The sequence below is a fragment of the Pseudomonas entomophila L48 genome, from assembly GCF_000026105.1.
Classification (GTDB): domain Bacteria; phylum Pseudomonadota; class Gammaproteobacteria; order Pseudomonadales; family Pseudomonadaceae; genus Aquipseudomonas; species Aquipseudomonas entomophila.
In genome coordinates, this window is record NC_008027.1 from 5,597,308 (window position 1) to 5,620,434 (window position 23,127).

Sequence of the window (23,127 nt, forward strand, 5' to 3'; positions counted from 1 at the left end):
GCAATAGATCACAGAGTGCCCCTGGCCCGGCCATGCCGGGCATCGCCAGCAAAGCTGGCTCCTACAGGTTTGCAGTGAAGCTCAGGCTTGGCGCGGTCCATGTGGGAGCGGCCTTGCCGAGGCGTCGGACCGGTCGGAAAGGGCTGCGCAGCAGCCCCAGCAATCTTGCAGGCAACAAAAAACCCGGGACCATGCCCGGGTTTTTCATCTCAAGCGCCAGCTCAAATATCCGCCACCTTCTGCCACACCTTCGGCCGGAAGAACAACGTCTCCCCCCGCGCCAGTCCGGTGAGGCTGTCGTGATCCTTGACCACCTCGGCCTCGATCAGCTCACTCTGCCCTTCCACCTTCAGGGTCACCCGGGTAGTCGCGCCCAACGGGCGAATATCACGCACCTCGGCGGCATGGTGCCCTTCGGTCTCATGGCGCGACAGCGACACTTCGTGCGGACGGAACAGCACGTGGTGCCCTTCGCTCAGCGCCAGGCGGTTGGAGTCGCCGAGGAAGTGGTAGACGAAGTCGTTGGCCGGCTTCTCGTACACCTCGCCCGGCGAGCCGATCTGTTCGATCACACCCTTGTTCATCACCACGATGCGGTCAGCGACTTCCATCGCTTCTTCCTGGTCGTGGGTAACAAACACCGAGGTCAGGTTGATATCCTCGTGCAGGCGCGCCAACCAGCGGCGCAGCTCCTTGCGCACCTTGGCATCCAGCGCCCCGAACGGCTCGTCGAGCAGCAGCACCTTGGGCTCCACCGCCAGAGCGCGAGCCAGGGCGATACGCTGGCGCTGGCCACCGGACAGTTGCTCGGGGTAGCGGTCGGACAACCAGTCGAGCTGGACCATGTTCAGCAGCTCATGAACCTTCTCGGCGATCTTGCTCTCGCTCGGGCGCTCGCCCTTGGGCTTCATGCGCAGGCCGAAGGCGACGTTGTCGAACACGCTCATATGGCGGAACAACGCGTAGTGCTGGAACACGAAACCGACGTTGCGATCACGCACGTCGTGGCCGGACACGTCCTCGCCATGGAACACGATGCTGCCGTTATCCGGCGTCTCGAGGCCGGCGATGATGCGCAGCAGGGTGGTCTTGCCGCAGCCGGACGGGCCCAGCAGCGCCACCAGCTCGCCGCTGTGGATATCCAGGTTGATGTTGTCCAGGGCCTGGAAGCTGTTGAAGCGCTTGCTGACGTTACGAACTTCGATCGACATGAATCATTCCTCCGCGGCGCTGTGGCGCAGGCGGTTAATACGGTTCTCGCTCCACTGCTTGAGCAGCAGGATGAAGAGCGCCAGGATCAGCAGCAGGCTGGCCACGCTGAAGGCCGCGACATGGTTGTACTCGTTGTAGAGGATCTCCACGTGCAGCGGCAAGGTGTTGGTGACGCCACGGATATGGCCGGACACCACCGACACCGCGCCGAACTCGCCCATGGCCCGGGCGGTGCACAGCACCACGCCGTAGATCAGGCCCCACTTGATGTTCGGCAGCGTGACGTGCCAGAACATCTGCCAGCCGTTGGCACCGAGCAGGCGCGCGGCCTCCTCTTCCTGGGTGCCCTGCTCCTGCATCAGCGGGATGAGTTCGCGGGCCACGAACGGCACGGTGACGAAGATGGTCGCCAGGACGATGCCCGGCAGGGCGAAGACGATCTGGATATCGTGGTCCTGCAGCCACGGCCCGAACAGGCCCTGGGCGCCGAACATCAGCACGTAGACCAGGCCGGCGATCACCGGCGACACCGAGAACGGCAGGTCGATCAGGGTGACCAGGATGCTCTTGCCGCGGAAGCTGTATTTGCTCACGCACCAGGCAGCGGACACCCCGAACACCAGGTTCAGTGGTACCGAGATGGCCACCGCCAGCAGCGTGAGCTTGAGCGCGGACAGCGCATCGGGCTCGAAGATCGCTTCGAAGAACGTGCCGAAGCCGTTCTTCAGCGCCTGCGACACCACGATCACCAGCGGCAGCGCCAGGAACAGCGCGAAGACGATCCAGGCCAGGGTGATCAGCACGCGGCGCGAAGTGGCGCTGCCACGCCGGGCGGCGTTGGCGGCGGCGGTTGCGCCGAGGGTTTGACTAGACATTGCCGGCCTCCTTCAAGGGGTTTCGATGCGCCGCTGCAGCAGGTTGATCAGCAGCAGCAGGATGAAGGAAACCACCAGCATCAGCACGCCGATGGCGGTGGCACCGGTGTAGTCGTACTGGTCGAGCTTGACCATGATCAGCAGCGGCAGGATCTCGGTCTTCATCGGCATGTTGCCGGCGATGAAGATCACCGAGCCGTACTCGCCAACACCCCGGGCGAAGGCCAGGGCGAAGCCGGTCAGCCAGGCCGGCAGCAAGGCCGGCGCCAGCACATGGCGGAACACCTGCAAGGGTTTCGCGCCCAGGCAGGCGGCGGCCTCTTCCACTTCACGGGGGATGTCGGCCAGTACCGGCTGTACCGTGCGCACCACGAACGGCAGGGTGACGAAGGTCAGCGCCAGGGTGATGCCCAGCGGCGTGTAGGCGATCTTGAAACCGAGGTCGGTGGCGAACTGGCCGACCCAGCCCGCCGGGGCGTACAGGGCGGTCAGGGCGATACCGGCGACGGCGGTGGGCAGGGCGAACGGCAGGTCGATCATCGCGTCGATGACCTTGCGCCCGGGGAAGGTGTAGCGCACCAGCACCCAGGCCAACAGGGTGCCGATCACACCATTGATGATGGCGGCGAACAGGGCGGTGCCGAAACTCAGCTTCAGCGCGGCCAGTACCCGCGGTGCGCTGACGATGTTCCAGAACTGCTCCCAGGTGAGCTGCGCGGCATGGATGAACATGGCGGCCAGCGGTATCAGCACGATCAGGCTGAGGTACACCAAGGTGTAGCCCAGCGTCAGCCCGAAGCCGGGTATGACGGGGGAAATGCGACGTGACATAAAGGTCCCTGGTTGAGCGCACGAAGCCCGGGGGTCATCCCGGGCCGGTGCAGGCTGCTGGAGTTCGCCGGCAAGCCGGCTCCTACAGGTATTGCGCGCCCCTCGTAGGAGCCGGCTTGCCGGCGAACCGCGTACTCACTGTGCCTGATAGATCTGGTCGAACACCCCACCGTCATTGAAGAACTTGGGTTGTGCAGTCTTCCAGCCACCGAAGTCCTTGTCGATGGTCACCAGGTCCAGCTTGGGAAACTGCTTGCCGAATTCGGCGGCGACCTTCTCGTCACGCGGACGGTAGAAGTTCTGCGCGGCGATCTGCTGGCCCGCCGGGCTGTATAGGTGCTTGAGGTATTCCTCGGCGATCTTCTCGTTGCCCTTCTTCTCGGCGTTCTTGTCGACCACCGCCACCGGTGGTTCGGCCAGGATCGACAGCGAAGGCACGACGATCTCGAACTTGTCGGCGCCGCCGTCTTCCTTGAGCGCCAGGAAGGCCTCGTTCTCCCAGGCCAGCAGCACATCACCCTGGCCGTTGTTGACGAAGGTGATGGTCGAGCCACGGGCGCCGATATCGAGCACCGGCACGTGCTTGAACAGCTCCTGCACGTAGGTCTTGGCCTTGTCTTCGCTGCCGCCGCTCTTCAGGCCGTAGGCCCAGGCGGCGAGGAAGTTCCAGCGGGCGCCGCCGGAGGTCTTCGGGTTGGGGGTGATGACCGAGACGTCCTTCTTGATCAGGTCGCCCCAGTCCTTGATGCCTTTCGGGTTGCCCTTGCGCACCAGGAACACGATGGTCGAGGTGTACGGGGTGCTGGCCTGTGGCAGGCGCTTCTGCCAATCCTCCGGCAGGCTCTTGCCGAGCTTGGCGACTTCGTCGATGTCACCGGCCAGGGCCAGGGTCACCACATCGGCGCGCAGGCCGTCGATCACCGCGCGGGCCTGCTTGCCGGAACCGCCATGGGATTGCTGGATCTTCACCTGGTCGCCCGGGTGGGCGGCCTGCCAGTGCTTGATGAACTCGGCGTTGTACTGCTGGTACAGCTCGCGGGTCGGGTCATAGGACACGTTCAGCAGTTCGTAGTCCTTGGCGATCGCGGAACCGGCAAAAACGGCACTGGCCAGGGCGGCAAGCGCATAACGGCGGATGGACATGGTGAAGCTCCCGATTGGCATTTTTCTAGTTTTGTAAGAGATGCGATATCAGCCGGACTTGCCGCCGGGCTGCTGCAGGCGGAACTTCTCCTTGCGTTCGATCTGCACCACCTGGGCGTTGTGCACGGTGATCTCCACCGCGCCGAAGCGCAGGTCGCGTAGTGCGCTCTGGATTTCACGCAGAATGGTGGCTTCGTCCTGACCGTCGATGCTGCGCAGAGATGCACTCATGCTCGTTCTCCTGTGAGTAAGGGTGCCGGGCAGAGGTTTGAAGGGGATTTGCGCCTGGCGTAAGCGCAATACTAGTGAGGCGCGGATATTCTTAAAAATACTGTTTAAGAATGTTTATATAACTGATTTTTCCGGTTACATCTGCCGATGTTCGCCGGCAAGCCGGCTCCTACGGGTAGGAGCGGATTCATCCGCGATGCAGGCACCGCGGCGCTCGGCACGGGCGGTGCCCGTGATCGCGGATAAATCCGCTCCTACCAGGGTCAATGCGATTTCGGGGCTTTGTTTTCCGGCTCGCGGATCTTGTACCAGGCCACATACAGCGCCGGCAGGAACAACAGCGTCAGCAGCGTTGCACTGATGATGCCGCCGATCATGGCGTAGGCCATCGGCCCCCAGAACACCTCCCGGGCAATCGGGATCATGCCCAGGCTCGCCGCCGCCGCCGTCAGCAGGATCGGCCGACGCCGGTGGTTGGTCGCTTCCACCACCGCATCCCAAGGTGAGTAACCCTGCTCCTCGAACTCATCGATCTGGGTCACCAGGATCACCGAGTTGCGGATGATGATGCCAGCCAGGGCGAGGATCCCGAGAATCGCCACGAAGCCCATCGGCGTGCCCGTGGGCACCAGCGCCAGCACCACGCCGATCAGCCCCAGCGGCGCGACGCTGACCACCAGGAACAGCTTCTGCACGCTGTGCAGCTGGATCATCAGGAAAGTCGCCATCAGGAACAGCATCAGCGGGATCACGGCGGCGATCGGCCCCTGGGCCTTGGCGCTCTCTTCCACCGTACCGCCCGTGGCCACTTCGTAGCCGACCGGCAGCTTGCTGGCGAAGTCATCGATGCTGGGCTTGAGTTCGGCCACCAGGTCGGTGGGCTGGATATCACCGACCACCGACGCCTTGATGGTGATGGTGGGCTTGCGGTCGCGACGCCAGACCAGCGGCTGCTCTTGTTCGTAGCGCACGGTGGCGAAGGCCAACAGCGGAATCGAAGCGCCGCTGGGCGTGACGATCTGCAGGTTCTGCAAGGTATCCGGCGAGCCGCGCTCACTGTCCTCGGCGCGGGCCACCACATTGACCAGGTAGATGTTGTCGTTGACCTGGGTAACCTGCACGCCACTGACGATGCTGTTCATCACATTGGCCACGTCCTCGGACGACAGCCCCAGCTGGCGCGCCTTGTCCTGGGCGATCTCGATGCGCAGCACCTTACCGGGCTCGTTCCAGTCGTAGATCATCTCGCCGATGTGCTCGTTGCTGTCGAGCAGGGTCGCCAGGTCGATGGCATGCCGGCGCACCTGGTCGATATCCTTGCCGCTGACTCGGTACTGGATCGGCCGCCCCACCGGCGGGCCCATCTCCAGCGACTGGACGTTGGTGCCGACGCCGACGAACTCCTCGTGCAGCAGCTTCTGCAGGCGCTCCATCATGCCCGCGCGCTCCTCGAAGCCCTTGCTGACGATCACCAGCTGGGCGTAGTACGGGTTCTGCAATTGCTGGTCGAGGGGCAGGTAGAAGCGGATCGCGCCCTGGCCGATGTAGGTGCTCCAGCGCACCAGGTCGGGGTCGTCCTTGATCTTGGCCTCCAGGCGGTCGACGACCTTGCGCGTCTCCTCGATCGAGGCGTTCTGCGGCAGGTTGAGGTCGACCAGGATCTCCGGCCGGTCCGACGACGGGAAGAACTGGTTCTGCACGAAGCGCATGCTGAAGATCGACAGGGCGAACAGCACCACTGTACCGATGATGGTCAGCCAGCGGTGGCGCATGCACCACAGCAGTCCGCCCTCGAACGCCCGGCCGACGCGCCCGGGCTCGGCCTCATGGGGCTTGAGCTTGCTGCTGCTGAGAATGTGCACGCCCAGCACCGGGGCGAAGAACACCGCCACCACCCACGACACCAGCAAGGCCACGGCGATCACCGCGAACAGGGTATAGGTGTACTCGCCCGCGGAACTGGCGTTGAGGCCGATCGGCACGAAGCCGGCCACCGTCACCAGGGTGCCGGTGAGCATGGGGAACGCCGTCGAGGTGTAGGCGAAGGTGGCCGCCTGCTCCTTGGTCTCGCCCATCTCCAGGCGCGTGACCATCACCTCGACGGTGATCATCGCATCATCCACCAACAGGCCCAGGGCAATGATCAGCGCACCGAGCGAGATCCGCTGCATGGTGATGTCGCTGTACTCCATGAACACGAACACCATCGCCAGCACCAGCGGAATCGAGCAGGCCACCACCAGCCCCGCGCGAATGCCCAGGCTGACGAAGCTCACCGCCAGCACGATCACCACCGCCTCGAACAGCGCGCTGGTGAAGCCGCCGACCGCCTGCTTGACCACCACCGCCTGGTCGGACACGTTGTGCACGCCCACGCCCACCGGCAAGTCGCGGACGATGCTGTCCATCCGTGCTTTCAGGGCCGCGCCGAACACCTCGATGTTGGCGCCGGCCTTCATGCCGATCGCCAGGCCGATGGCAGTCTGACCGTTGAAGCGGAACATCGGCGACGGCGGGTCGACATAACCGCGCTCGATATCGGCGATGTCGGCCAGGCGGAAGAAGCGGTCGTTGATGCGCAGGTTCACCGTTTCCAGGTCTTTCTCCGAAGCAAACTGCCCGGTGGTGCGCACCGAGATGCGCTCGGGCCCCGCCTCGATCACCCCCGCCGGGGTCACCGCGTTCTGCTGCTGCAGGGCCTGCATGGCCTGGCGCTGGTCGATGCCCAGCGCAGCCAGCTTGCGGGTGGAGAAGTTCAGGTAGAGCACTTCATCTTGTGTGCCGATCAGCTCGACCTTGCCGATGTTGGGCACTTCGCGCACTTCGGCCCGCGCCACTTCCACATAGTCGCGCAGCTGGCGCAGTGTGAGGCCGTCGGCGGTGAAGGCGTAGATCGAGCCGAACACGTCGCCGAACTCGTCGTTGAAGCCAGGGCCCTGGATGCCTGCGGGGAACTGTCCGCGAATGTCCTGGATCTTCTTGCGCACCTGGTACCAGATCTCGGGGATGTCCTTGGCCTTGGTGGTGTCGCGCAGGTAGACGTAGACGGTGGACTCGCCCGGGCGAGTGTAGCTTTTCACGTAGTCGAGCGAATCAAGCTCCTCGAGCTTCTTCTCGATGCGGTCGGTGACCTGGTACAGGGTCTCGTCCTGGGTGGCGCCGGGCCAGCGGGTCTGGATGACCATGGTCTTGATGGTGAAGGACGGGTCTTCCTCACGGCCGAGGTTGAAGTAGGAGAAGATCCCCATCAGCAGGCCGACGAACATCAGGTACCAGACGAAGGACTGGTGCTTCAGCGCCCATTCCGAGAGGTTGAAGCTTCCTTTCATTGCGCGTCCTCGTCGAAGGTGACCTTCTGGCCGGGCTTGAGACTGTTCACGCCGGCCGTGACCACCCGCTCGCCGGGCTGCACGCCGGAGGCCAGGACAATGCTGTCGGCGGTTCGCCCGATCAGCGCGACGTCACGGGCGGCCACGGTTTTCTGCTGCGGGTCGACCACCCACACCTGGGTCTTGCCGTCGCGCTCGAGCAGCGCGGTCAACGGCAGCTGACTGCGTGGGCTCACCGCCGATGACAGGGTGACGCTGATCGCCGTGCCCAGATGGAAGGCATCGGGGGTGCTGGCCAGGGTCAACCGGGCGCGACGGGTACGGGTGGTGGCGTCGGCCTGAGGCTCCAGCTCGCGCAGGGTGGCGGTGGTGTTGATGCTGGGGTCGAGCTGCGAAGCGACGGTGAAGGTGAGGTCCTTGTTCAATTGCTCGGCCAAAGGGATCGGCAGGTCGATCACCGCCTCCTTGACGTCGGGACGGGCCAGGGTGACCACCGCTTGGCCCGCACTGACGGTCTGTCCGGCCTCGGCCTGCCAGGCGGTGACCACCGCCGCGTGGTCGGTGCGCAGGGTGCTGTAGTCGAGCTGGTCGCGGGCCTGGCTGACCGCCGAACGTGCTTGCTCCAGCGCGGCGCCGGTGGTCTTCAGGTCGGTCTGGGCGATGTCCAGCTGGGCCTGGGCGCCGACGCCACGGTCGTAAAGCTGCTGCTGGCGGCGGGCATTGGCTTGCGCGTTGATCCATTGCGCCTGGACCTTGGCCAGGTCGCCTTCGGCGGCGCGCAACTGGTTCTGCTGATCGGTTGGATCGAGGGTGGCCAAGGTGTCGCCAGGATTAACCCGGGCGCCCACGTCCAGCCAGCGCCGGGCGATGCGCCCGGACACCCGGAACCCCAGGGTACTTTCGAAGCGGGCCTGAATGGCACCGGCAAAGCGGCCCAGTTGCGACTGCACCTGCGGCTCGACCAGCGTCGACAACACCGGGCGTGTCGCCTCGGGCTGCACCTCTTCACCGCCGCAGGCGGCCAGCATCAGGCTGGTGGACAGTATCAACAGCTGGCGCTTCATGGCGCGGCTCCTCCGTCCTTGGCGCTGACCTTCTCGACCTGCATGCCCGGGTGCAGTAGTTGCCCCCCGCCCACCACCACGGTTTCGCCGCCCTTGATGCCGTCGGCGATCACCACCTTGCCGGTGAGGTAGCGCGCCACCTGGACCTTGCGCAGCTCGACCTTGTCGCCCTCGCCCACCACCCATACCGCCGGCTCTTTCAGCGCCTTGGTCAGCGCCGCCCAGGGCAGCTCGATGCTGGGCCGGCCCTGGGTGTTGCCGGTGGCAGTGACCGGCGAGCCCAACTGCATGCCCGCGGGCACGTTACGCAGTGCGACCTTGACCTGCACCGTGCCGCTCTCGGCGGACACCGTCGGGGTGATCTCGCGGACCCGGCCTTCGGCCTTGATCGCTGGGTTGTCCAGCAGGCTGACGACGACGCCCTCGTCGCTGGGCGGTTTCACCAGCAGTGCTTCATAGACATTGAACACCGCGTCACGGTCGCCATCGACGGCCAGGCTGAAGATCGGCATGGTCGCCTGCACCACCTGGCCGACTTCGGCCTGGCGCGCGGTGATCACCCCGTCGGCTTCGGACACCAGTGCGGTGTAGCTCAACTGCTCGTTGGCATTGGCCAGTTGCGCCTGGGCGGCCTTGAGCGCGCTCTGGCTGCTGCGCAGGGCGGCTTCGGCGGAGTCGTATTCGCTCTGGCTGGTATAGCCCTTGGGCAGGAGTTTCTGCTGGCGCACGAACGCGGCGCTGGTCTGGGTGACCCGGGCCTGCTCGGCGAACACCTCGGCCTTGGCGGAATCGACCGTGTTCTGCAGGTCTTTCGGGTCCAGCCGCGCCAGCACCTGGTTGGCCTTGACGTGGTCGCCGACATCGACGCTACGCGTAATGATCTTGCCACCCACGCGGAACGACAGGTCGGTCTGCACCCGCGCCTGCACATCGCCCGTCAGTGTGACCCTGGCGGCGAAGTCGGTGGGCTGCACCTGTTGCACCGCCACCCTGGGCAACACCGGGCCGGTCTCTTCCTTGCCACAGCCCGAAAGCATGAACAGCAGCCCCAGGCAAACGACCATCGGCGGACGTATGACCGTCATGCAGGCTCCTTGCATCGACAAAGGGTGAGAGGGATGCGTTTGAAGCGTAGATCAGGGATGGACAAACGACACCGATGTCGCCCAACAAAGCGCAGCGCTATCGGCGATACTGCCAGCCAGACGCTCAAGGACACCGCCGATGCTGACCACCCTGGCCATTGCCAACTACCGCTCGATCAACCAGCTGGTGATGCCGCTCGGGCGGCTCAACGTGATCACCGGTGCCAACGGCAGCGGCAAGTCCAACCTGTACAAGGCCTTGCGCCTGCTGGCCGAGACCGCCCGCGGCGGCGTGGTCAATGCGCTGGCGGCCGAGGGCGGGCTGGAGTCGACCTTCTGGGCCGGCCCCGAGAAGCTCACCCGGCGCATGCTCAACGGCGAGGTGCCGGTGGAAGGCGGGCCACGCCAGCAAGCCAGGCGCCTGAAGATGGGCTTTGCCGGTGAAGATTTCGGCTACGCGATCAGCCTCGGCCTACCCGAACCCAGCCGGTCGAAGTTCGCCCTGGACCCGCAGATCAAGCAGGAAACGATCTGGGCCGGCCCGCTGTGCCGCCCGGCCAGCCAGCTGGTGCAGCGCAATGCAGGGATGGTCAAGGCCCGCGACGGGCGTCAATGGCAAGTACTGCACCAGCACATGACCGAGTTCGACAGCCTGTTCGACCAGGTCGGCAGCCTCCAGGGCTCCCCCGAGGTGCCGCATCTGCGCGAACAGATCCGCAGCTGGCGCTTCTATGACCATTTCCGTACCGATGCCGAAGCCCCTGCCCGGCAATCACGGCTGGGCACGCGCACGCCGGTGCTGCACCACGACGGCCGCGACCTCGCCGCCGCCCTGCAGACCATCGATGAGATCGGCGACCTGCAGGCCCTGCAGGACGCAGTGGGTGACGCCTTTCCCGGCGCCCGGCTCGCGGTCGACGCCCAGCCCGGCGGCCTGTTCGGCCTGCGCTTCCACCAGGCCGGGCTGCTGCGGCCGCTGAGCGCCGCGGAGCTGTCCGACGGGACCTTGCGCTACCTGTTGCTGGTGGCCGCCCTGCTCACGCCGCGCCCACCGAGCATGATGGTGCTCAACGAGCCGGAGACCAGCCTGCACCCGGACTTGCTGCCGGCACTGGCGCGCCTGATCCGCCGCGCGGCGCGGGAATGTCAGGTATGGGTGGTGTCGCACGCGCCCCGGCTGGTGGCGGCGCTGGAGGAGGATGAGCACTGCAACTCGATCCACCTGGAGAAAACACTGGGACAGACTGGCATTGTCGGTCAGGGAATGCTGGATGAGCCGGCCTGGAACTGGCCGGATCAAGGCTGAACAGACACCACCCGTAGGAGCCAGCCTTGCTGGCGAACCAGGCACCGCGGTGCCTGGCACCGGCAGTACCGGTGTTCGCCGGCAAGGCCGGCTCCTACGGTGATCACCTGGCTCAGGCTTGCGCGGTGGCCTGGGCCGGACGGCGGACCTGCGGCTGCGAGACGTTCGCCGCGGCGCCCTCCTCGATGGCCTGCTGGATCGCCCGGCGGCGGCGCTCTTCGGCCTGGCGGCTGAAGTACCAGACCAGGAAGGTCACCAGCGACACCGACAGCAGGATCAGGCTGGCCACGGCGTTGATCTCCGGCTTCACGCCCAAGCGGACGGCCGAGAACACTTCCATCGGCAGCGTGGTCGAGCCCGGGCCGGACACGAAGCTGGCCAGCACCAGGTCATCCAGCGACAGGGCGAACGACATCATGCCGCCCGCCGCCAACGACGGCGCGATCATCGGGATGGTGATCAGGAAGAACACCTTCCAGGGCTTGGCGCCCAGGTCCATGGCCGCCTCTTCAATGGACAGGTCGAGCTCGCGCAGGCGCGCCGACACCACCACCGCCACATAAGCGGCGCAGAACGTGGTGTGGGCGATCCAGATGGTGACGATGCCTCGCTCCTGGGGCCAGCCGATCATCTGCGCCATGGCCACGAACAGCAGCAACAGCGAAAGACCCGTGATCACCTCGGGCATCACCAGCGGCGCAGTGACCAGGCCACCGAACAGGGTGCGGCCCTTGAAGCGGGTGACCCGGGTCAGCACGAAGGCCGCCAGGGTGCCCAGCGCCACCGCAGCGACCGCCGTGTAGCAGGCGATCTCCAGCGAGCGCATCACCGAACCCATCAGCTGGCTGTTGTCGAGCAGGCCGACGTACCACTTCACCGACCAACCGCCCCACACCGTCACCAGCTTGGAGGCGTTGAACGAGTAGATCACCAGGATCAGCATCGGCAGGTAGATGAACAGCAAGCCGAGCACCAGCATCAGCTTGGAGAAACTGAAGCGTTTCATGCGCGGCCCTCCATTTCTTTGGCCTGGCTACGGTTGAACAGCAGGATCGGCACGATCAGGATCGCCAGCATCACTACCGCCAGCGCGGACGCCACCGGCCAGTCACGGTTGTTGAAGAATTCCTGCCACAGCACTTTACCGATCATCAGGGTTTCCGGGCCGCCAAGCAGTTCAGGAATCACGAACTCGCCCACCACCGGGATGAACACCAGCATGCAGCCGGCGATGATGCCGTTCTTCGACAGCGGCACGGTGATCTTCCAGAAGCTGTTGAAGGTGCTCGAACCCAGGTCCGAAGCAGCCTCGAGCAAGCTCTCGTCGTGCTTCACCAGGTTCGCGTACAACGGCAGGATCATGAACGGCAGGTACGAATAGACCACGCCGATATACACCGCCAGGTTGGTGTTGAGGATCTGCAGCGGCTGGTCGATCAGGCCCAGCCACAGCAGGAAGCTGTTGAGCAGCCCGTTGTTGCTGAGAATGCCCATCCAGGCATAGACGCGGATCAGGATCGCGGTCCAGGTCGGCATCATGATCAGCAGCAGCAGGACCGTCTGCGACTCCTTGTTGGCCTTGGAGATGGCATAGGCCATCGGGTAGCCGATCAGCAGGCACAGCAAGGTGCTGAACAGGGCCACCTTCAGCGAACCGAGGTAGGCCGCGATGTACAGTTCATCCTCGGTGAGCAGGCCGTAGTTGGCCAGGTTCAGCACCAGCTGGACCTTGCCTTCGAGATAGGTGTAGATCTCGGTGTACGGCGGGATCGCCACGTCGGCTTCGGCAAAGCTGATCTTCAACACGATGAAGAACGGCAGCATGAAGAACAGGAACAGCCAGATGAACGGCACGCCGATCACCATGTGCCGCCCTTCGGGGATCAAGCGCTGGAGGGCTCGTTTGAGCTTTCGTGGTTTCATGAGCGCAGTACCACGCCGCTGTCGTCTTCCCACCACACGTAGACTTCGTCATCCCAGGTTGGGCGGGTGCCCTGGCGCTCGGCGTTGGCGACGAACGACTGGACGATCTTGCCGCCGGGCAGTTCGACGTGGAACACCGAATGGCCGCCGAGGTAGGCGATGTCGTGGACCTTGCCGCGCGACCAGTTGTGCTCGCAGGTCGGCTGCTCGGTGGTGACCAGCAGCTTCTCCGGGCGCAGGGCGTAGGTGATGTGCTTGTCCTCGACCGAGGTGGTGACACCGTGGCCGACGTAGATCTTGCGCTCCAGTTCCGGGCTGGCAATGATCGCGTGGCCTTCGGCATCGTCGACCACTTCACCCTCGAACAGGTTGACGTTGCCGATGAACTCGCAGACCAGGCGGCTGGTCGGGGTCTCGTAGACGTCGATCGGGCTGCCGATCTGGGCGATCCAGCCCAGGTGCATGATGGCGATGCGCTGGGCCATGGTCATGGCCTCTTCCTGGTCATGGGTCACCATCACGCAGGTCACGCCCACGCGCTCGATGATCTCCACCAGCTCCAGCTGCATCTGCGAGCGCAGTTTCTTGTCCAGCGCGCCCATGGGTTCATCGAGCAGCAGCAGCTTGGGGCGCTTGGCCAGCGAACGGGCCAGGGCCACGCGCTGGCGCTGGCCACCGGACAGCTGGTGCGGCTTGCGCTTGGCGTACTGGGTCATGTGCACCAGCTTGAGCATTTCGGCCACGCGGGCGTCGATCTCGGCCTTGGGCATCTTGTCCTGCTGCAGGCCGAAGGCGATGTTCTGCGCCACGGTCATGTGCGGGAACAGCGCGTAGGACTGGAACATCATGTTGATCGGCCGCTCGTAGGGCGGCATGTCGGTGATGTCGACGCCATCGAGGAAGATCCGCCCTTCGGTCGGACGCTCGAAGCCGGCCAGCATGCGCAGCAAGGTGGATTTGCCGGAACCGGAGCCGCCCAGCAAGGCGAAGATCTCGCCCTTGCGGATTTCCAGGGACACATCGTCCACGGCTACCGTTTCGTCGAATTTTTTCGTGACCCGGTCGATTTTGACCAGCACCTGCTTGGGTTGCTGGCCACCCTCGAGGGCTTTCTTATAGGCACCGGAGGCAACTGCCATGAGTGAAACTCCCAACAAGATTTATGTGCCCACCGCTGCGCTGGCGGGCCTGGATTGTTACTTGCCCGACTTGACCTTGGTCCAGCTGCGGGTCATCAAACGTTGCACCTTGGGTGGCAACTCGGCGTTGACGAACATCTTGTCCAGCACTTCCTGCGGTGGGTAAACCGCGGCGTCAGTCCTCACGGCCTGGTCCATCAGGTCGCCAGCCTTGGGGTTCGGGTTGGCGTAACCGACGTAATCACTGACCTGGGCGATCACCTCAGGTTTCAGCAAATAGTTGATGAAGGCATGGGCCTCCTTGACGTTGCTGGCGTCCTTGGGAATCGCCAGCACATCGAACCAGAGGTTGCCGCCTTCCTTCGGGATGGCATAGGCCAGTTTCACGCCCTTCTTCGCTTCTTCAGCGCGGGCCTTGGCCTGGAACACGTCGCCGGAGAAGCCGGCGGCCACGCAGATATCGCCGTTGGCGAGATCGGTGATGTATTTCGAGGAGTGGAAGTAGGTCACGTACGGGCGCACGGCCAGCAGTTTCTCTTCCGCCTTCTGGTAATCCTTTGGATTGCTGCTGTTGGGGTCCAGCCCCATATAGTTGAGCACGGCCGGGAGCATCTCGTCGGCCGAGTCGAGGAAGGCCACGCCGCACTTGGCGAGCTTCTTCATGTTCTCGGGTTCGAACAGCACCGCCCAGGAGTCGATCTTGTCGGTGCCCAGCGCCGCCTTGACCTTCTCGACGTTGTAGCCGATGCCATTGGTGCCCCACAGGTAGGGGACGGCGTACTGGTTGCCCGGGTCGTTCTTCTCCAGGCGCTTCATCAGCGCCGGGTCGAGGTTCGCGTAGTTGGGCAGCAGGTCACGGTCGAGCTTCTGGAACGCGCCCGCCTTGATCTGCTTGCCGAGGAAATGGTTGGACGGCACGACCACGTCGTAGCCGGTGCGCCCGGCCAGCAGCTTGCCTTCCAGCGTCTCGTTGCTGTCGAAGACGTCGTACTTGGGGGTAATGCCGGTTTCCTTCTGGAACTCGGCAAGGGTATTGGGGCCGACATAGTCGGACCAGTTGTAGATGTGCACCGTGGGCGCCGCTTGGACGCTGCAAGCCAGCGTCAGGCCCGCTCCAGCCATCAAGGCCTTGCGAAATACAGAAATGGACAAGTGGGTGGTCCTCACAATCAGTGCCTCAAGTGGCGGAATAACTCGGCCGCACACGCAAAACCGGCGCGCAACTTACCTTCACGGCGTGGATGCCGCAAACTTATTTGCCTTAACCTGCCTCCAGGCCGGGAAACCCCGGCCCAGAGGGCCTTGCATCGGGCTTACTTGCCCGACTTGATCTTGGTCCAGCTGCGGGTGATCTCGCGCTGGGCGGTCTTCTCGGGCGCCTTGATGGCGTACAGCTTGGCCTTCACTTCATCGGACGGGTAGATCGCCGGATCGCTGGTGATCTCTTTGTCCACCAGGGGGGTGGCGGCCTTGTTGCCGTTCGGGAAGCGCACGGCATTGGTGATGCCGGCCATCACTTCCGGCTGCAGCAGGAAGTCCATGAACTTGTAGGCAGCCTCGACGTTCTCGGCGTCCTTCGGAATGGCGACCATGTCGTAGAAGGTACCGGCGCCTTCCTTCGGAATGGTGTAGCTCAGCTTGACCTTGTCGCCGGCCTCGTGGGCACGGGCCTTGGACTGCTCCAGGTCACCCGAGTAACCCACGGCCACGCAGATGTTGCCGTTGGCCAGGTCCGAGATGTACTTGGAGGAGTGGAAATAGGTGATCGAAGGACGGATCTTCAGGAACAGGTCTTCCGCGGCCTTCAGGTCTTCCTTCTTGGTGCTGTCGCTCGGCAGGCCCAGGTAGTGCAGCGCGGCCGGGATCATTTCGGTCGGGGCATCGAGGAAGCTCACGCCGCAGCTCTTGAGCTTGGCGATGTTCTCAGGCTTGAACACGGCGTCCCACGAGTCGATCTTGTCCACGCCCAGCGCGGCCTTGACCTTCTCCGGGTTGTAGCCGATGCCGATGGAGCCCCACATGTACGGGAAGGCGAACTTGTTGCCCGGGTCGCTGGCGTCGCCCACGGCCTTGAGCAGTGCCGGGTCGAGGTTCTTCCAGTTGGGCAGCTTGGAGCGGTCCAGCTCCTGATAGACGCCGGCCTTGATCTGCTTGGCCAGGAAGTTGTTGGACGGCACGACGATGTCATAGCCCGACTTGCCCGCCAGCAGCTTGGCTTCGAGGGTCTCGTTGCTGTCGAAGACGTCGTAGACCACCTTGATGCCGGTCTGCTTCTCGAAGTTGGCCACGGTGTCCGGGGCGATGTAGTCCGACCAGTTGTAGACGTGCAGCACCTTGTCGTCAGCCTGAACAGCGGTCGCCATGGCACCCATCAGGGCGGCGGCCAGCAGCGTCTTGCCCAATTTCTTCATGCGTAATGCTCCAGAATTTATTATCAAGCCATCTGTTCAGCAGCCAGGTACCACGGGACGCGCGCTGGGCGACTGAAACAGCCGTTAGTCTGGCAAGTTACAAGGCGCTGTTTCAACCGAAGCAGGGCCTTGCAGTGACTTAATGTCACCTCGCCAGCCTAGCAGACCGTCACTTGATCGCTTCGTACGTCAAATCCAGGCACTTGCGCGCCTTTTCCACCAGTTCGTCGATCTCGTCGCGGCTGATCACCAGCGGCGGCGCGATGATCATGGTGTCGCCCACCGCACGCATCACCAGGCCGTTCTCGAAGCAGTGGGTGCGGCAGATCATGCCCACGCCCTTGCCTTCGTAACGGCTGCGGGTCGCCTTGTCCTTGACCAACTCGATCGCCCCCAGCAGGCCCAGGCCGCGTACCTCGCCCACCAGCGGGTGGTCCTGCAGCTCACGCAGACGTTTCTGCAAATACGGTGCCGTTTCCGTGCGGGCGCGCTCGACGATCTTCTCGTCACGCAGGATGCGCAGGTTTTCCAGGCCCACCGCCGCCGCCACCGGGTGGCCGGAGTAGGTGAAGCCGTGGTTAAAATCACCGCCTTCGCTGATCACCTTGGCCACTTTGTCACGCACGATCACACCGCCCATGGGGATATAACCGGAGGTCAGGCCCTTGGCGATGGTCATCAAGTCGGGCTTGAGGTCGTAGTAGTCGGAGCCGAACCACTCGCCGGTGCGGCCGAAACCGCAGATCACTTCGTCGGCGACGAACAGGATGTCGTACTTCGCCAGAATTTCCTTGACCTTCGGCCAGTAGGTTTCAGGTGGGATGATGACCCCGCCGGCACCCTGAATCGGCTCGGCGATGAAGGCGGCGACGTTGTCCTCGCCGACTTCGAGAATCTTCTGCTCCAGCTGTTCGGCTGCCCACACACCGAATTCATCCGGGGTCATGTCACCGCCTTCGCCGAACCAGTAAGGCTGCGGAATGTGCACGATGCCCGGGATCGGCAGGCCGCCCTGCTCGTGCATGCCGCTCATGCCGCCCAGGCACGCACCGGCGAAGGTGGAGCCGTGGTAGCCGTTGATGCGGCCGATGATGGTCTGCTTGTGCGGCTTGCCCTTGAGCGCCCAGTAGTGGCGGACCATGCGCAGCACGGTGTCGTTGCCTTCGGAACCGGAGCCGGTGAAGAACACATGGGTCATGCCCTCGGGCGCCACGTCGGTGATCGCCTTGGCCAGCTCCAGGGCTGGCGGGTGGGCGGTCTGGAAGAACAGGTTGTAGTACGGCAGTTCGCGCATCTGCTTCTCTGCCGCCTGCACCAGCTCTTCACGGCCGTAACCGACCGCCACGCACCACAGGCCGGCCATGCCGTCGAGGATCTTGTGCCCCTCGCTGTCCCACAAATGCACGCCCTGCGCCTTGGTGATGATGCGCGGCCCCTTCTCCTTCAGCTGCGTGTAGTCGCTGAAAGGTGCAAGGTGGTGCTCGCCGCTCAGGGTCTGCCATTCACGGGTTTGCGGGTTGTTGACGCTCATGTGCCTCTCCATTTTCCGGTGGCCGCCCGCAGGCGGCCTCAGGGTTGATCACACAGCAAACAGCAGGAACTCACGCTCCCAGGAGCTGATGACACGCTTGAAGTTCTCATGCTCGGCGCGTTTGGTGGCGACGTAGCCGGTGATGAATTTCTTGCCCAGGTACTGCACCAGCGCGCGGCTGTTCTCCATGCGCTCGAGGGCGTCCTCGATGGTCAGCGGCAGGCGCAGGTTGCGACGCTCGTAGCCACGGCCCTGCACCGGCGCACTGGCCTCGATGCCTTCGACCATGCCGATATAGCCGCACAGCAGGCTGGCGGCGATGGCCAGGTACGGGTTGGCGTCGGCGCCCGGCAGGCGGTTCTCGACCCGGCGGTTCTGCGGGCCGGCATCCGGCACGCGCAGGCCGACGGTACGGTTCTCCTCGCCCCACTCGACGTTCACCGGCGCCGAGGTGTCGGGCAGGAAGCGGCGGAACGAGTTGACGTTGGGCGCGAACAGCGGCAACGCCTCGGGGATGAATTTCTGCAAGCCGCCGATATGGTGCAGGAACAGCTCGCTCATGCTGCCGTCGGCGTTGGAGAAGATGTTCTTGCCGGTGGCCACGTCGACCACGCTCTGGTGCAAGTGCATGGCGCTGCCCGGCTCGCCGGTCATGGGCTTGGCCATGAAGGTGGCGGCCACGTTGTGCTTGAGCGCCGCCTCGCGCATGGTGCGCTTGAACACCAGGATCTGGTCGGCCAGGTGCAGCGCGTCGCCGTGACGGAAGTTGATCTCCATCTGCGCCGTGCCGTCTTCGTGGATCAGCGTGTCGAGGTCCAGCTGCTGCAGTTCGCACCAGTCATAGACATCTTCGAACAGCGGGTCGAATTCGTTGGCGGCTTCGATGGAGAACGACTGACGGCCGGTTTCCGGGCGGCCGGAGCGGCCCACGGGCGGCTGCAGCGGGAAGTCCGGGTCTTCGCTGCGCTTGGTCAGGTAGAATTCCATCTCCGGCGCGACGATCGGCTGCCAGCCCTTGTCGGAATAAAGCTTGAGGACGCGCTTGAGGACGTTGCGCGGCGACAGCTCGACCGGGTTGCCTTTCTTGTCGTAGGTGTCGTGGATCACCTGGGCGGTCGGCTCGATGGCCCATGGCACCAGGAACACCGCCTTCTCGTCCGGGCGGCAGATCATGTCGATGTCGGCCGGGTCGAGCAGGTCGTAATAGATGTCGTCGTCGACGTAATCGCCGGTGACAGTCTGCAGCAGCACGCTCTCGGGCAGGCGCATGCCCTTCTCGGCAATGAACTTGTTGGTTGGCGAGATCTTGCCGCGGGTGATGCCGGTCAGGTCGCTGATCAGGCATTCCACTTCGGTGATCTTGTGCTCTTTCAACCAATCGGTGAGCTGGTCGAGGTTGTTACTCATAAATACCTCAGGAGGTAATGTGGCCCGGACGATGGATGCCGGCCGCCACTGACGCCTGGCGTCGGTCAAAATCGGCGCGCACGGCGCCGAGGGGCCTGGACAGGCCCGCGCCTTGATTCTGGATGCTGTGCATGGCTAAAGCAAAAACCCCCGCGCAGGACGGCAGTGGATACACTGCATAAGAGCGTGTCCACGATGGAAGCGAAGGGCAGATAGAAAGGAAGACGTGCGGTAAAACGTTACGAGGTATGGTTTTTTTGTGCGAACCGTCAATTATTGCGGCCAGTGCGACAGCCCATTGATGCAGCCGCGCAATGATCGGACGGTAACCGGGAGATGTGCCTGAACGCACCGTGCATGCGGCGCTGACAGGTCTCGACAGGCGGACCATGTGACCCTCGTATTATTGTGTTCTGGGTTGTGACCGAGCTTATCCTCGTTCATTTTTTTTCACAACCTCTCCGTAAAAAATAAAACACGCCCCGCTCGGGATAACCCTTCAGGACGAAAATAGCGGATAATGGCACGCCCTGATATGCAGCAAATCTGCCGTAGATGTGCCATTTAAGGGCATCATGGGGCTGGCTTGACTTCACCTGGTCTTTCCGATTGACTGGGGTTGCAAGCCCCCCTTGATTGATATTTTTAACAAAAAAGGTGTTGCATCATGTCGGTACCCCCGCGTGCCGTTCAGCTTAACGAAGCGAACGCGTTCCTTAAGGAACATCCTGAGGTTCTCTACGTTGACCTTCTGATTGCAGATATGAATGGTGTGGTGCGTGGCAAGCGCATCGAGCGCACCAGCCTCCACAAGGTTTACGAGAAAGGCATCAACCTGCCCGCCTCCCTCTTCGCCCTGGATATCAACGGTTCGACCGTCGAAAGCACCGGCCTTGGCCTGGACATCGGCGATGCCGACCGCATCTGCTACCCCATCCCCGGCACCCTCTCCAATGAACCCTGGCAGAAGCGCCCGACCGCGCAGCTGCTGATGACCATGCACGAAATCGAAGGCGAGCCGTTCTTCGCCGACCCGCGCGAAGTGCTGCGCCAGGTGGTGAGCAAGTTCACCGAGATGGGCCTGACCATCTGCGCCGCGTTCGAGCTGGAGTTCTACCTGATCGACCAGGAGAACGTGAACGGCCGTCCGCAGCCGCCGCGCTCGCCTATCTCGGGCAAGCGCCCGCAGTCGACCCAGGTCTACCTGATCGACGACCTCGACGAATACGCCGACTGCCTGCAGGACATCCTCGAAGGCGCGAAGGAGCAAGGCATCCCCGCCGACGCCATCGTCAAGGAAAGCGCCCCGGCGCAGTTCGAAGTCAACCTGCACCATGTCGCCGACCCGCTCAAGGCCTGTGACTATGCGGTACTGCTCAAGCGCCTGATCAAGAACATCGCCTACGACCATGAAATGGACACCACGTTCATGGCCAAGCCCTACCCGGGCCAGGCAGGCAATGGCCTGCATGTACACATCTCCGTGCTGGACAAAGATGGCAACAACATCTTCACCAGCGAGGATCCCGAGCAGAACGCCGCGCTACGTCACGCTGTCGGCGGTGTGCTCGAGACCCTGCCCGCTTCGATGGCGTTCCTTTGCCCGAACGTCAACTCGTACCGCCGTTTCGGCGCGCAGTTCTACGTGCCGAACGCACCGAGCTGGGGCCTGGACAACCGCACCGTCGCCCTGCGCGTCCCAACCGGTTCGCCGGATGCCGTGCGCATCGAGCACCGCGTGGCCGGCGCCGACGCCAACCCGTACCTGATGATGGCGGCCGTGCTGGCCGGCGTGCACCACGGCCTGACCAACAAGATCGAGCCGGGTGAACCGATCGAAGGCAACTCGTACGAGCAGCTGGAACAGAGCCTGCCGAACAACCTGCGCGATGCCCTGCGCGAGCTGGACGACAGCGAGATCCTCAACAAGTACATCGATCCGAAGTACATCGACATCTTCGTCGCGTGCAAGGAAAGCGAGCTGGAGGAGTTCGAACACTCGATCTCCGACCTCGAGTACAACTGGTACCTGCATACCGTGTGAACGAAAACGCCGCCCTCTGGGGCGGCGTTTTTCTTTGGCCTAATGGTCGCTGACCGCTGTGGGAGCGGCCTTGTGTCGCGAAAGGACCGCAAAGCGGTCCCCGTTTCCTTGTGGTGATTCTGATATCGCCGGGGCCGCTGCGCGCCCCTTTCGCGACACAAGGCCGCTCCCACAACAACGGCGCAAGCCTGCGAACGTATTTACAAAGGTTTCTCGAAGATCTTCGAATTGCGCTGGTAGTTGTACAGCGACGCCCGCGCCGCCGGCAGCCGCTCCACCTCGCTGGGTGAGAAGCCACGCTCGCGGAACCAGTGCGCGGTGCGGGTCGTCAGCACGAACAAGGTGCTCAGCCCCAGCGCCCGCGCCCGCGTCTCGATGCGTTCGAGCAACTCATCACCGCGCCCGCCATGCCGGTACTCCGGGTTCACCGCCAAGCACGCCAGCTCCCCCGCCTCGGAGTCGGCAATCGGGTACAGCGCCGCGCAGGCGATGATCATGCCTTCGCGCTCGACCACACTGAACTGCTCGATCTCCCGCTCCAGCACCTCGCGCGAACGACGCACCAGAATGCCCTGCTCTTCCAGCGGGCTGATCAGGTCCAGCAAGCCACCGACATCGTCGATGGTCGCCTCGCGCACCACCTCGAACTGCTCCTGGGACACCAGCGTGCCGCCACCGCCACGGGTGAACAACTCGGTCAGCAACGCACCATCCTCGGCATAACTGACGATATGGCTGCGCGCCACACCGCCCTTGCAGGCCTCGGCGGCGGCATCGAGCAACTCGCCCTGGTAATCGCTGCCCAGGCGCAGCAGATGCGGCGCCACCTGCTGCGGACGCAGTTCACGCACCAATTGGCCCTGTTCGTCCAGCAGCCCGCGCTCGGCACCGAACAGCAGCAGCTTGTCGGCACCCAGCTCGATGGCGGCACGGGTGGCAACGTCCTCGCAGGCCAGGTTGAAGATCTCACCAGTGGGTGAATAACCCAGTGGCGACAGCAGCACAATGGAACGCTCGTCGAGCAAGCGGTTGATACCCTTGCGGTCAACCCGGCGCACTTCGCCGGTGTGGTGGTAATCGACCCCCTCCAGCACGCCGATCGGCCGCGCTGTGACCAGGTTGCCGGAGGCTACGCGCAAGCGTGAGCCCTGCATCGGCGAGGCCGCCATGTCCATCGACAGGCGTGCCTCGATGGCCAGGCGCAGGGCGCCGACCGCATCGATCACGCAGTCCAGGGTTGCCGCGTCAGTGATGCGCATGCCGCGGTGGTAATGCGGGGTCAGGCCGCGCGCAGCCAGGCGGCTTTCGATCTGCGGGCGCGAGCCGTGTACCAGCACCAGGCGCACGCCAAGGCTGTGCAGCAGGACCAGGTCGTGGACGATATTGCCGAAATTAGGGTGTTCAACGCCGTCCCCCGGAAGCATGACCACGAAGGTGCAGTCGCGGTGGGCGTTGATGTAGGGGGAAGCATGGCGCAGCCAGTTGACGTAGTCGGGCATGACAAGGCCTGTGGATAAGTGAACGGAGAACGAAAAGGCGCACAACGTTCGAAAGTCATCGTCGGAACAGGCTTGCGGTCACGCGCGGTCTCCTCTA

At 63.8% G+C, this 23,127-nt stretch carries 18 protein-coding genes; 2 read left to right on the forward strand and 16 right to left on the reverse strand.

Annotated elements, in window-relative coordinates:
- Window positions 1-221 precede the first annotated feature (221 nt).
- The 8 genes from PSEEN_RS24420 to PSEEN_RS24455 all read right to left on the reverse strand — a co-directional run bounded on the left by PSEEN_RS24420 (window position 222) and on the right by PSEEN_RS24455 (window position 9,770).
- The gene (locus PSEEN_RS24420; RefSeq protein WP_011536261.1) at window positions 222-1,211 is read right to left on the reverse strand and encodes a sulfate/molybdate ABC transporter ATP-binding protein; all 990 of its coding nucleotides are present in this window, start codon (window positions 1,209-1,211) and stop codon (window positions 222-224) included.
- A gap of 3 nt (window positions 1,212-1,214) precedes the next feature.
- Window positions 1,215-2,087 (reverse strand): sulfate ABC transporter permease subunit CysW, encoded by an 873-nt coding sequence (gene cysW / locus PSEEN_RS24425; RefSeq protein WP_011536262.1) that lies wholly within the window; start codon window positions 2,085-2,087, stop codon window positions 1,215-1,217.
- Between the two features lie 12 nt (window positions 2,088-2,099).
- On the reverse strand, window positions 2,100-2,918 hold the full coding sequence (gene cysT / locus PSEEN_RS24430; RefSeq protein ID WP_011536263.1) for a sulfate ABC transporter permease subunit CysT: 819 nt from the start codon (window positions 2,916-2,918) through the stop codon (window positions 2,100-2,102).
- 135 nt (window positions 2,919-3,053) lie between these two features.
- A complete protein-coding gene (locus tag PSEEN_RS24435) occupies window positions 3,054-4,061 on the reverse strand; it encodes a sulfate ABC transporter substrate-binding protein (RefSeq protein WP_011536264.1) in 1,008 nt (335 codons plus the stop codon).
- A 48-nt stretch (window positions 4,062-4,109) separates the two neighbouring features.
- Entirely contained in the window at window positions 4,110-4,292 is a 183-nt protein-coding gene (gene oscA, locus PSEEN_RS24440) for a sulfur starvation response protein OscA (RefSeq protein WP_011536265.1), read from the reverse strand.
- Between the two features lie 263 nt (window positions 4,293-4,555).
- Window positions 4,556-7,621 carry an efflux RND transporter permease subunit gene (locus PSEEN_RS24445; RefSeq protein WP_011536266.1) on the reverse strand — a complete coding sequence of 1,022 codons (3,066 nt, stop codon included), beginning with the start codon at window positions 7,619-7,621 and terminating at the stop codon, window positions 4,556-4,558.
- Window positions 7,618-8,685 (reverse strand): efflux RND transporter periplasmic adaptor subunit, encoded by a 1,068-nt coding sequence (locus PSEEN_RS24450; protein ID WP_011536267.1) that lies wholly within the window; start codon window positions 8,683-8,685, stop codon window positions 7,618-7,620. Before PSEEN_RS24450 ends, PSEEN_RS24445 begins: the two co-directional genes overlap by 4 nt.
- The gene (locus PSEEN_RS24455; protein ID WP_011536268.1) at window positions 8,682-9,770 is read right to left on the reverse strand and encodes an efflux RND transporter periplasmic adaptor subunit; all 1,089 of its coding nucleotides are present in this window, start codon (window positions 9,768-9,770) and stop codon (window positions 8,682-8,684) included. The genes PSEEN_RS24450 and PSEEN_RS24455 overlap by 4 nt, the downstream gene beginning before the upstream one ends.
- 139 nt (window positions 9,771-9,909) lie before the next feature.
- Here PSEEN_RS24455 and PSEEN_RS24460 point away from each other — a divergent pair, with 139 nt between their 5' ends.
- The gene (locus PSEEN_RS24460; RefSeq protein ID WP_011536269.1) at window positions 9,910-11,076 is read left to right on the forward strand and encodes an AAA family ATPase; all 1,167 of its coding nucleotides are present in this window, start codon (window positions 9,910-9,912) and stop codon (window positions 11,074-11,076) included.
- A 112-nt stretch (window positions 11,077-11,188) separates the two neighbouring features.
- Here PSEEN_RS24460 and PSEEN_RS24465 read toward each other — a convergent pair whose 3' ends face one another.
- From PSEEN_RS24465 to PSEEN_RS24495, 7 genes are all read right to left on the reverse strand, one after another.
- A complete protein-coding gene (locus PSEEN_RS24465) occupies window positions 11,189-12,082 on the reverse strand; it encodes an ABC transporter permease subunit (RefSeq protein WP_011536270.1) in 894 nt (297 codons plus the stop codon).
- Window positions 12,079-12,960, reverse strand: a complete 882-nt coding sequence (locus tag PSEEN_RS24470; protein WP_193383932.1) for an ABC transporter permease subunit — start codon at window positions 12,958-12,960, stop codon at window positions 12,079-12,081. The genes PSEEN_RS24465 and PSEEN_RS24470 overlap by 4 nt, the downstream gene beginning before the upstream one ends.
- Before the next feature lie 35 nt (window positions 12,961-12,995).
- Complete coding sequence (potA, locus tag PSEEN_RS24475; protein WP_011536272.1) at window positions 12,996-14,138, reverse strand: polyamine ABC transporter ATP-binding protein; 1,143 nt, start codon at window positions 14,136-14,138, stop codon at window positions 12,996-12,998.
- Window positions 14,139-14,195: 57 nt separating this feature from the next.
- Window positions 14,196-15,290, reverse strand: a complete 1,095-nt coding sequence (locus PSEEN_RS24480; protein WP_011536273.1) for a polyamine ABC transporter substrate-binding protein — start codon at window positions 15,288-15,290, stop codon at window positions 14,196-14,198.
- Window positions 15,291-15,451: 161 nt separating this feature from the next.
- Complete coding sequence (locus PSEEN_RS24485) at window positions 15,452-16,549, reverse strand: polyamine ABC transporter substrate-binding protein (RefSeq protein WP_011536274.1); 1,098 nt, start codon at window positions 16,547-16,549, stop codon at window positions 15,452-15,454.
- A 169-nt stretch (window positions 16,550-16,718) separates the two neighbouring features.
- Window positions 16,719-18,080, reverse strand: a complete 1,362-nt coding sequence (locus PSEEN_RS24490; protein WP_011536275.1) for an aspartate aminotransferase family protein — start codon at window positions 18,078-18,080, stop codon at window positions 16,719-16,721.
- 48 nt (window positions 18,081-18,128) lie between these two features.
- Window positions 18,129-19,487, reverse strand: a complete 1,359-nt coding sequence (locus tag PSEEN_RS24495) for a glutamine synthetase family protein (RefSeq protein WP_011536276.1) — start codon at window positions 19,485-19,487, stop codon at window positions 18,129-18,131.
- Window positions 19,488-20,154: 667 nt separating this feature from the next.
- Here PSEEN_RS24495 and PSEEN_RS24500 point away from each other — a divergent pair.
- On the forward strand, window positions 20,155-21,531 hold the full coding sequence (locus PSEEN_RS24500; protein WP_011536277.1) for a glutamine synthetase family protein: 1,377 nt from the start codon (window positions 20,155-20,157) through the stop codon (window positions 21,529-21,531).
- A 200-nt stretch (window positions 21,532-21,731) separates the two neighbouring features.
- Here PSEEN_RS24500 and argA read toward each other — a convergent pair whose 3' ends face one another.
- Window positions 21,732-23,030 carry an amino-acid N-acetyltransferase gene (argA, locus tag PSEEN_RS24505; RefSeq protein ID WP_011536278.1) on the reverse strand — a complete coding sequence of 433 codons (1,299 nt, stop codon included), beginning with the start codon at window positions 23,028-23,030 and terminating at the stop codon, window positions 21,732-21,734.
- Between the last annotated feature and the right edge of the window lie 97 nt (window positions 23,031-23,127).

Bases quoted from the DNA above. Each gene is read 5' to 3' on its own strand.
- cysT (WP_011536263.1), bottom strand. From the start codon at position 2,918: ATGTCACGTCGCATTTCCCCCGTCATACCCGGCTTCGGGCTGACGCTG.
- PSEEN_RS24495 (WP_011536276.1), bottom strand. From the start codon at position 19,487: ATGAGTAACAACCTCGACCAGCTCACCGATTGGTTGAAAGAGCACAAG.
- PSEEN_RS24490 (WP_011536275.1), bottom strand. From the start codon at position 18,080: ATGAGCGTCAACAACCCGCAAACCCGTGAATGGCAGACCCTGAGCGGC.
- oscA (WP_011536265.1), bottom strand. From the start codon at position 4,292: ATGAGTGCATCTCTGCGCAGCATCGACGGTCAGGACGAAGCCACCATT.
- PSEEN_RS24445 (WP_011536266.1), bottom strand. From the start codon at position 7,621: ATGAAAGGAAGCTTCAACCTCTCGGAATGGGCGCTGAAGCACCAGTCC.
- PSEEN_RS24420 (WP_011536261.1), bottom strand. From the start codon at position 1,211: ATGTCGATCGAAGTTCGTAACGTCAGCAAGCGCTTCAACAGCTTCCAG.
- cysW (WP_011536262.1), bottom strand. From the start codon at position 2,087: ATGTCTAGTCAAACCCTCGGCGCAACCGCCGCCGCCAACGCCGCCCGG.
- PSEEN_RS24435 (WP_011536264.1), bottom strand. From the start codon at position 4,061: ATGTCCATCCGCCGTTATGCGCTTGCCGCCCTGGCCAGTGCCGTTTTT.
- PSEEN_RS24485 (WP_011536274.1), bottom strand. From the start codon at position 16,549: ATGAAGAAATTGGGCAAGACGCTGCTGGCCGCCGCCCTGATGGGTGCC.
- PSEEN_RS24465 (WP_011536270.1), bottom strand. From the start codon at position 12,082: ATGAAACGCTTCAGTTTCTCCAAGCTGATGCTGGTGCTCGGCTTGCTG.
- PSEEN_RS24455 (WP_011536268.1), bottom strand. From the start codon at position 9,770: ATGACGGTCATACGTCCGCCGATGGTCGTTTGCCTGGGGCTGCTGTTC.
- PSEEN_RS24500 (WP_011536277.1), top strand. From the start codon at position 20,155: ATGTCGGTACCCCCGCGTGCCGTTCAGCTTAACGAAGCGAACGCGTTC.
- PSEEN_RS24460 (WP_011536269.1), top strand. From the start codon at position 9,910: ATGCTGACCACCCTGGCCATTGCCAACTACCGCTCGATCAACCAGCTG.
- potA (WP_011536272.1), bottom strand. From the start codon at position 14,138: ATGGCAGTTGCCTCCGGTGCCTATAAGAAAGCCCTCGAGGGTGGCCAG.
- argA (WP_011536278.1), bottom strand. From the start codon at position 23,030: ATGCCCGACTACGTCAACTGGCTGCGCCATGCTTCCCCCTACATCAAC.
- PSEEN_RS24450 (WP_011536267.1), bottom strand. From the start codon at position 8,685: ATGAAGCGCCAGCTGTTGATACTGTCCACCAGCCTGATGCTGGCCGCC.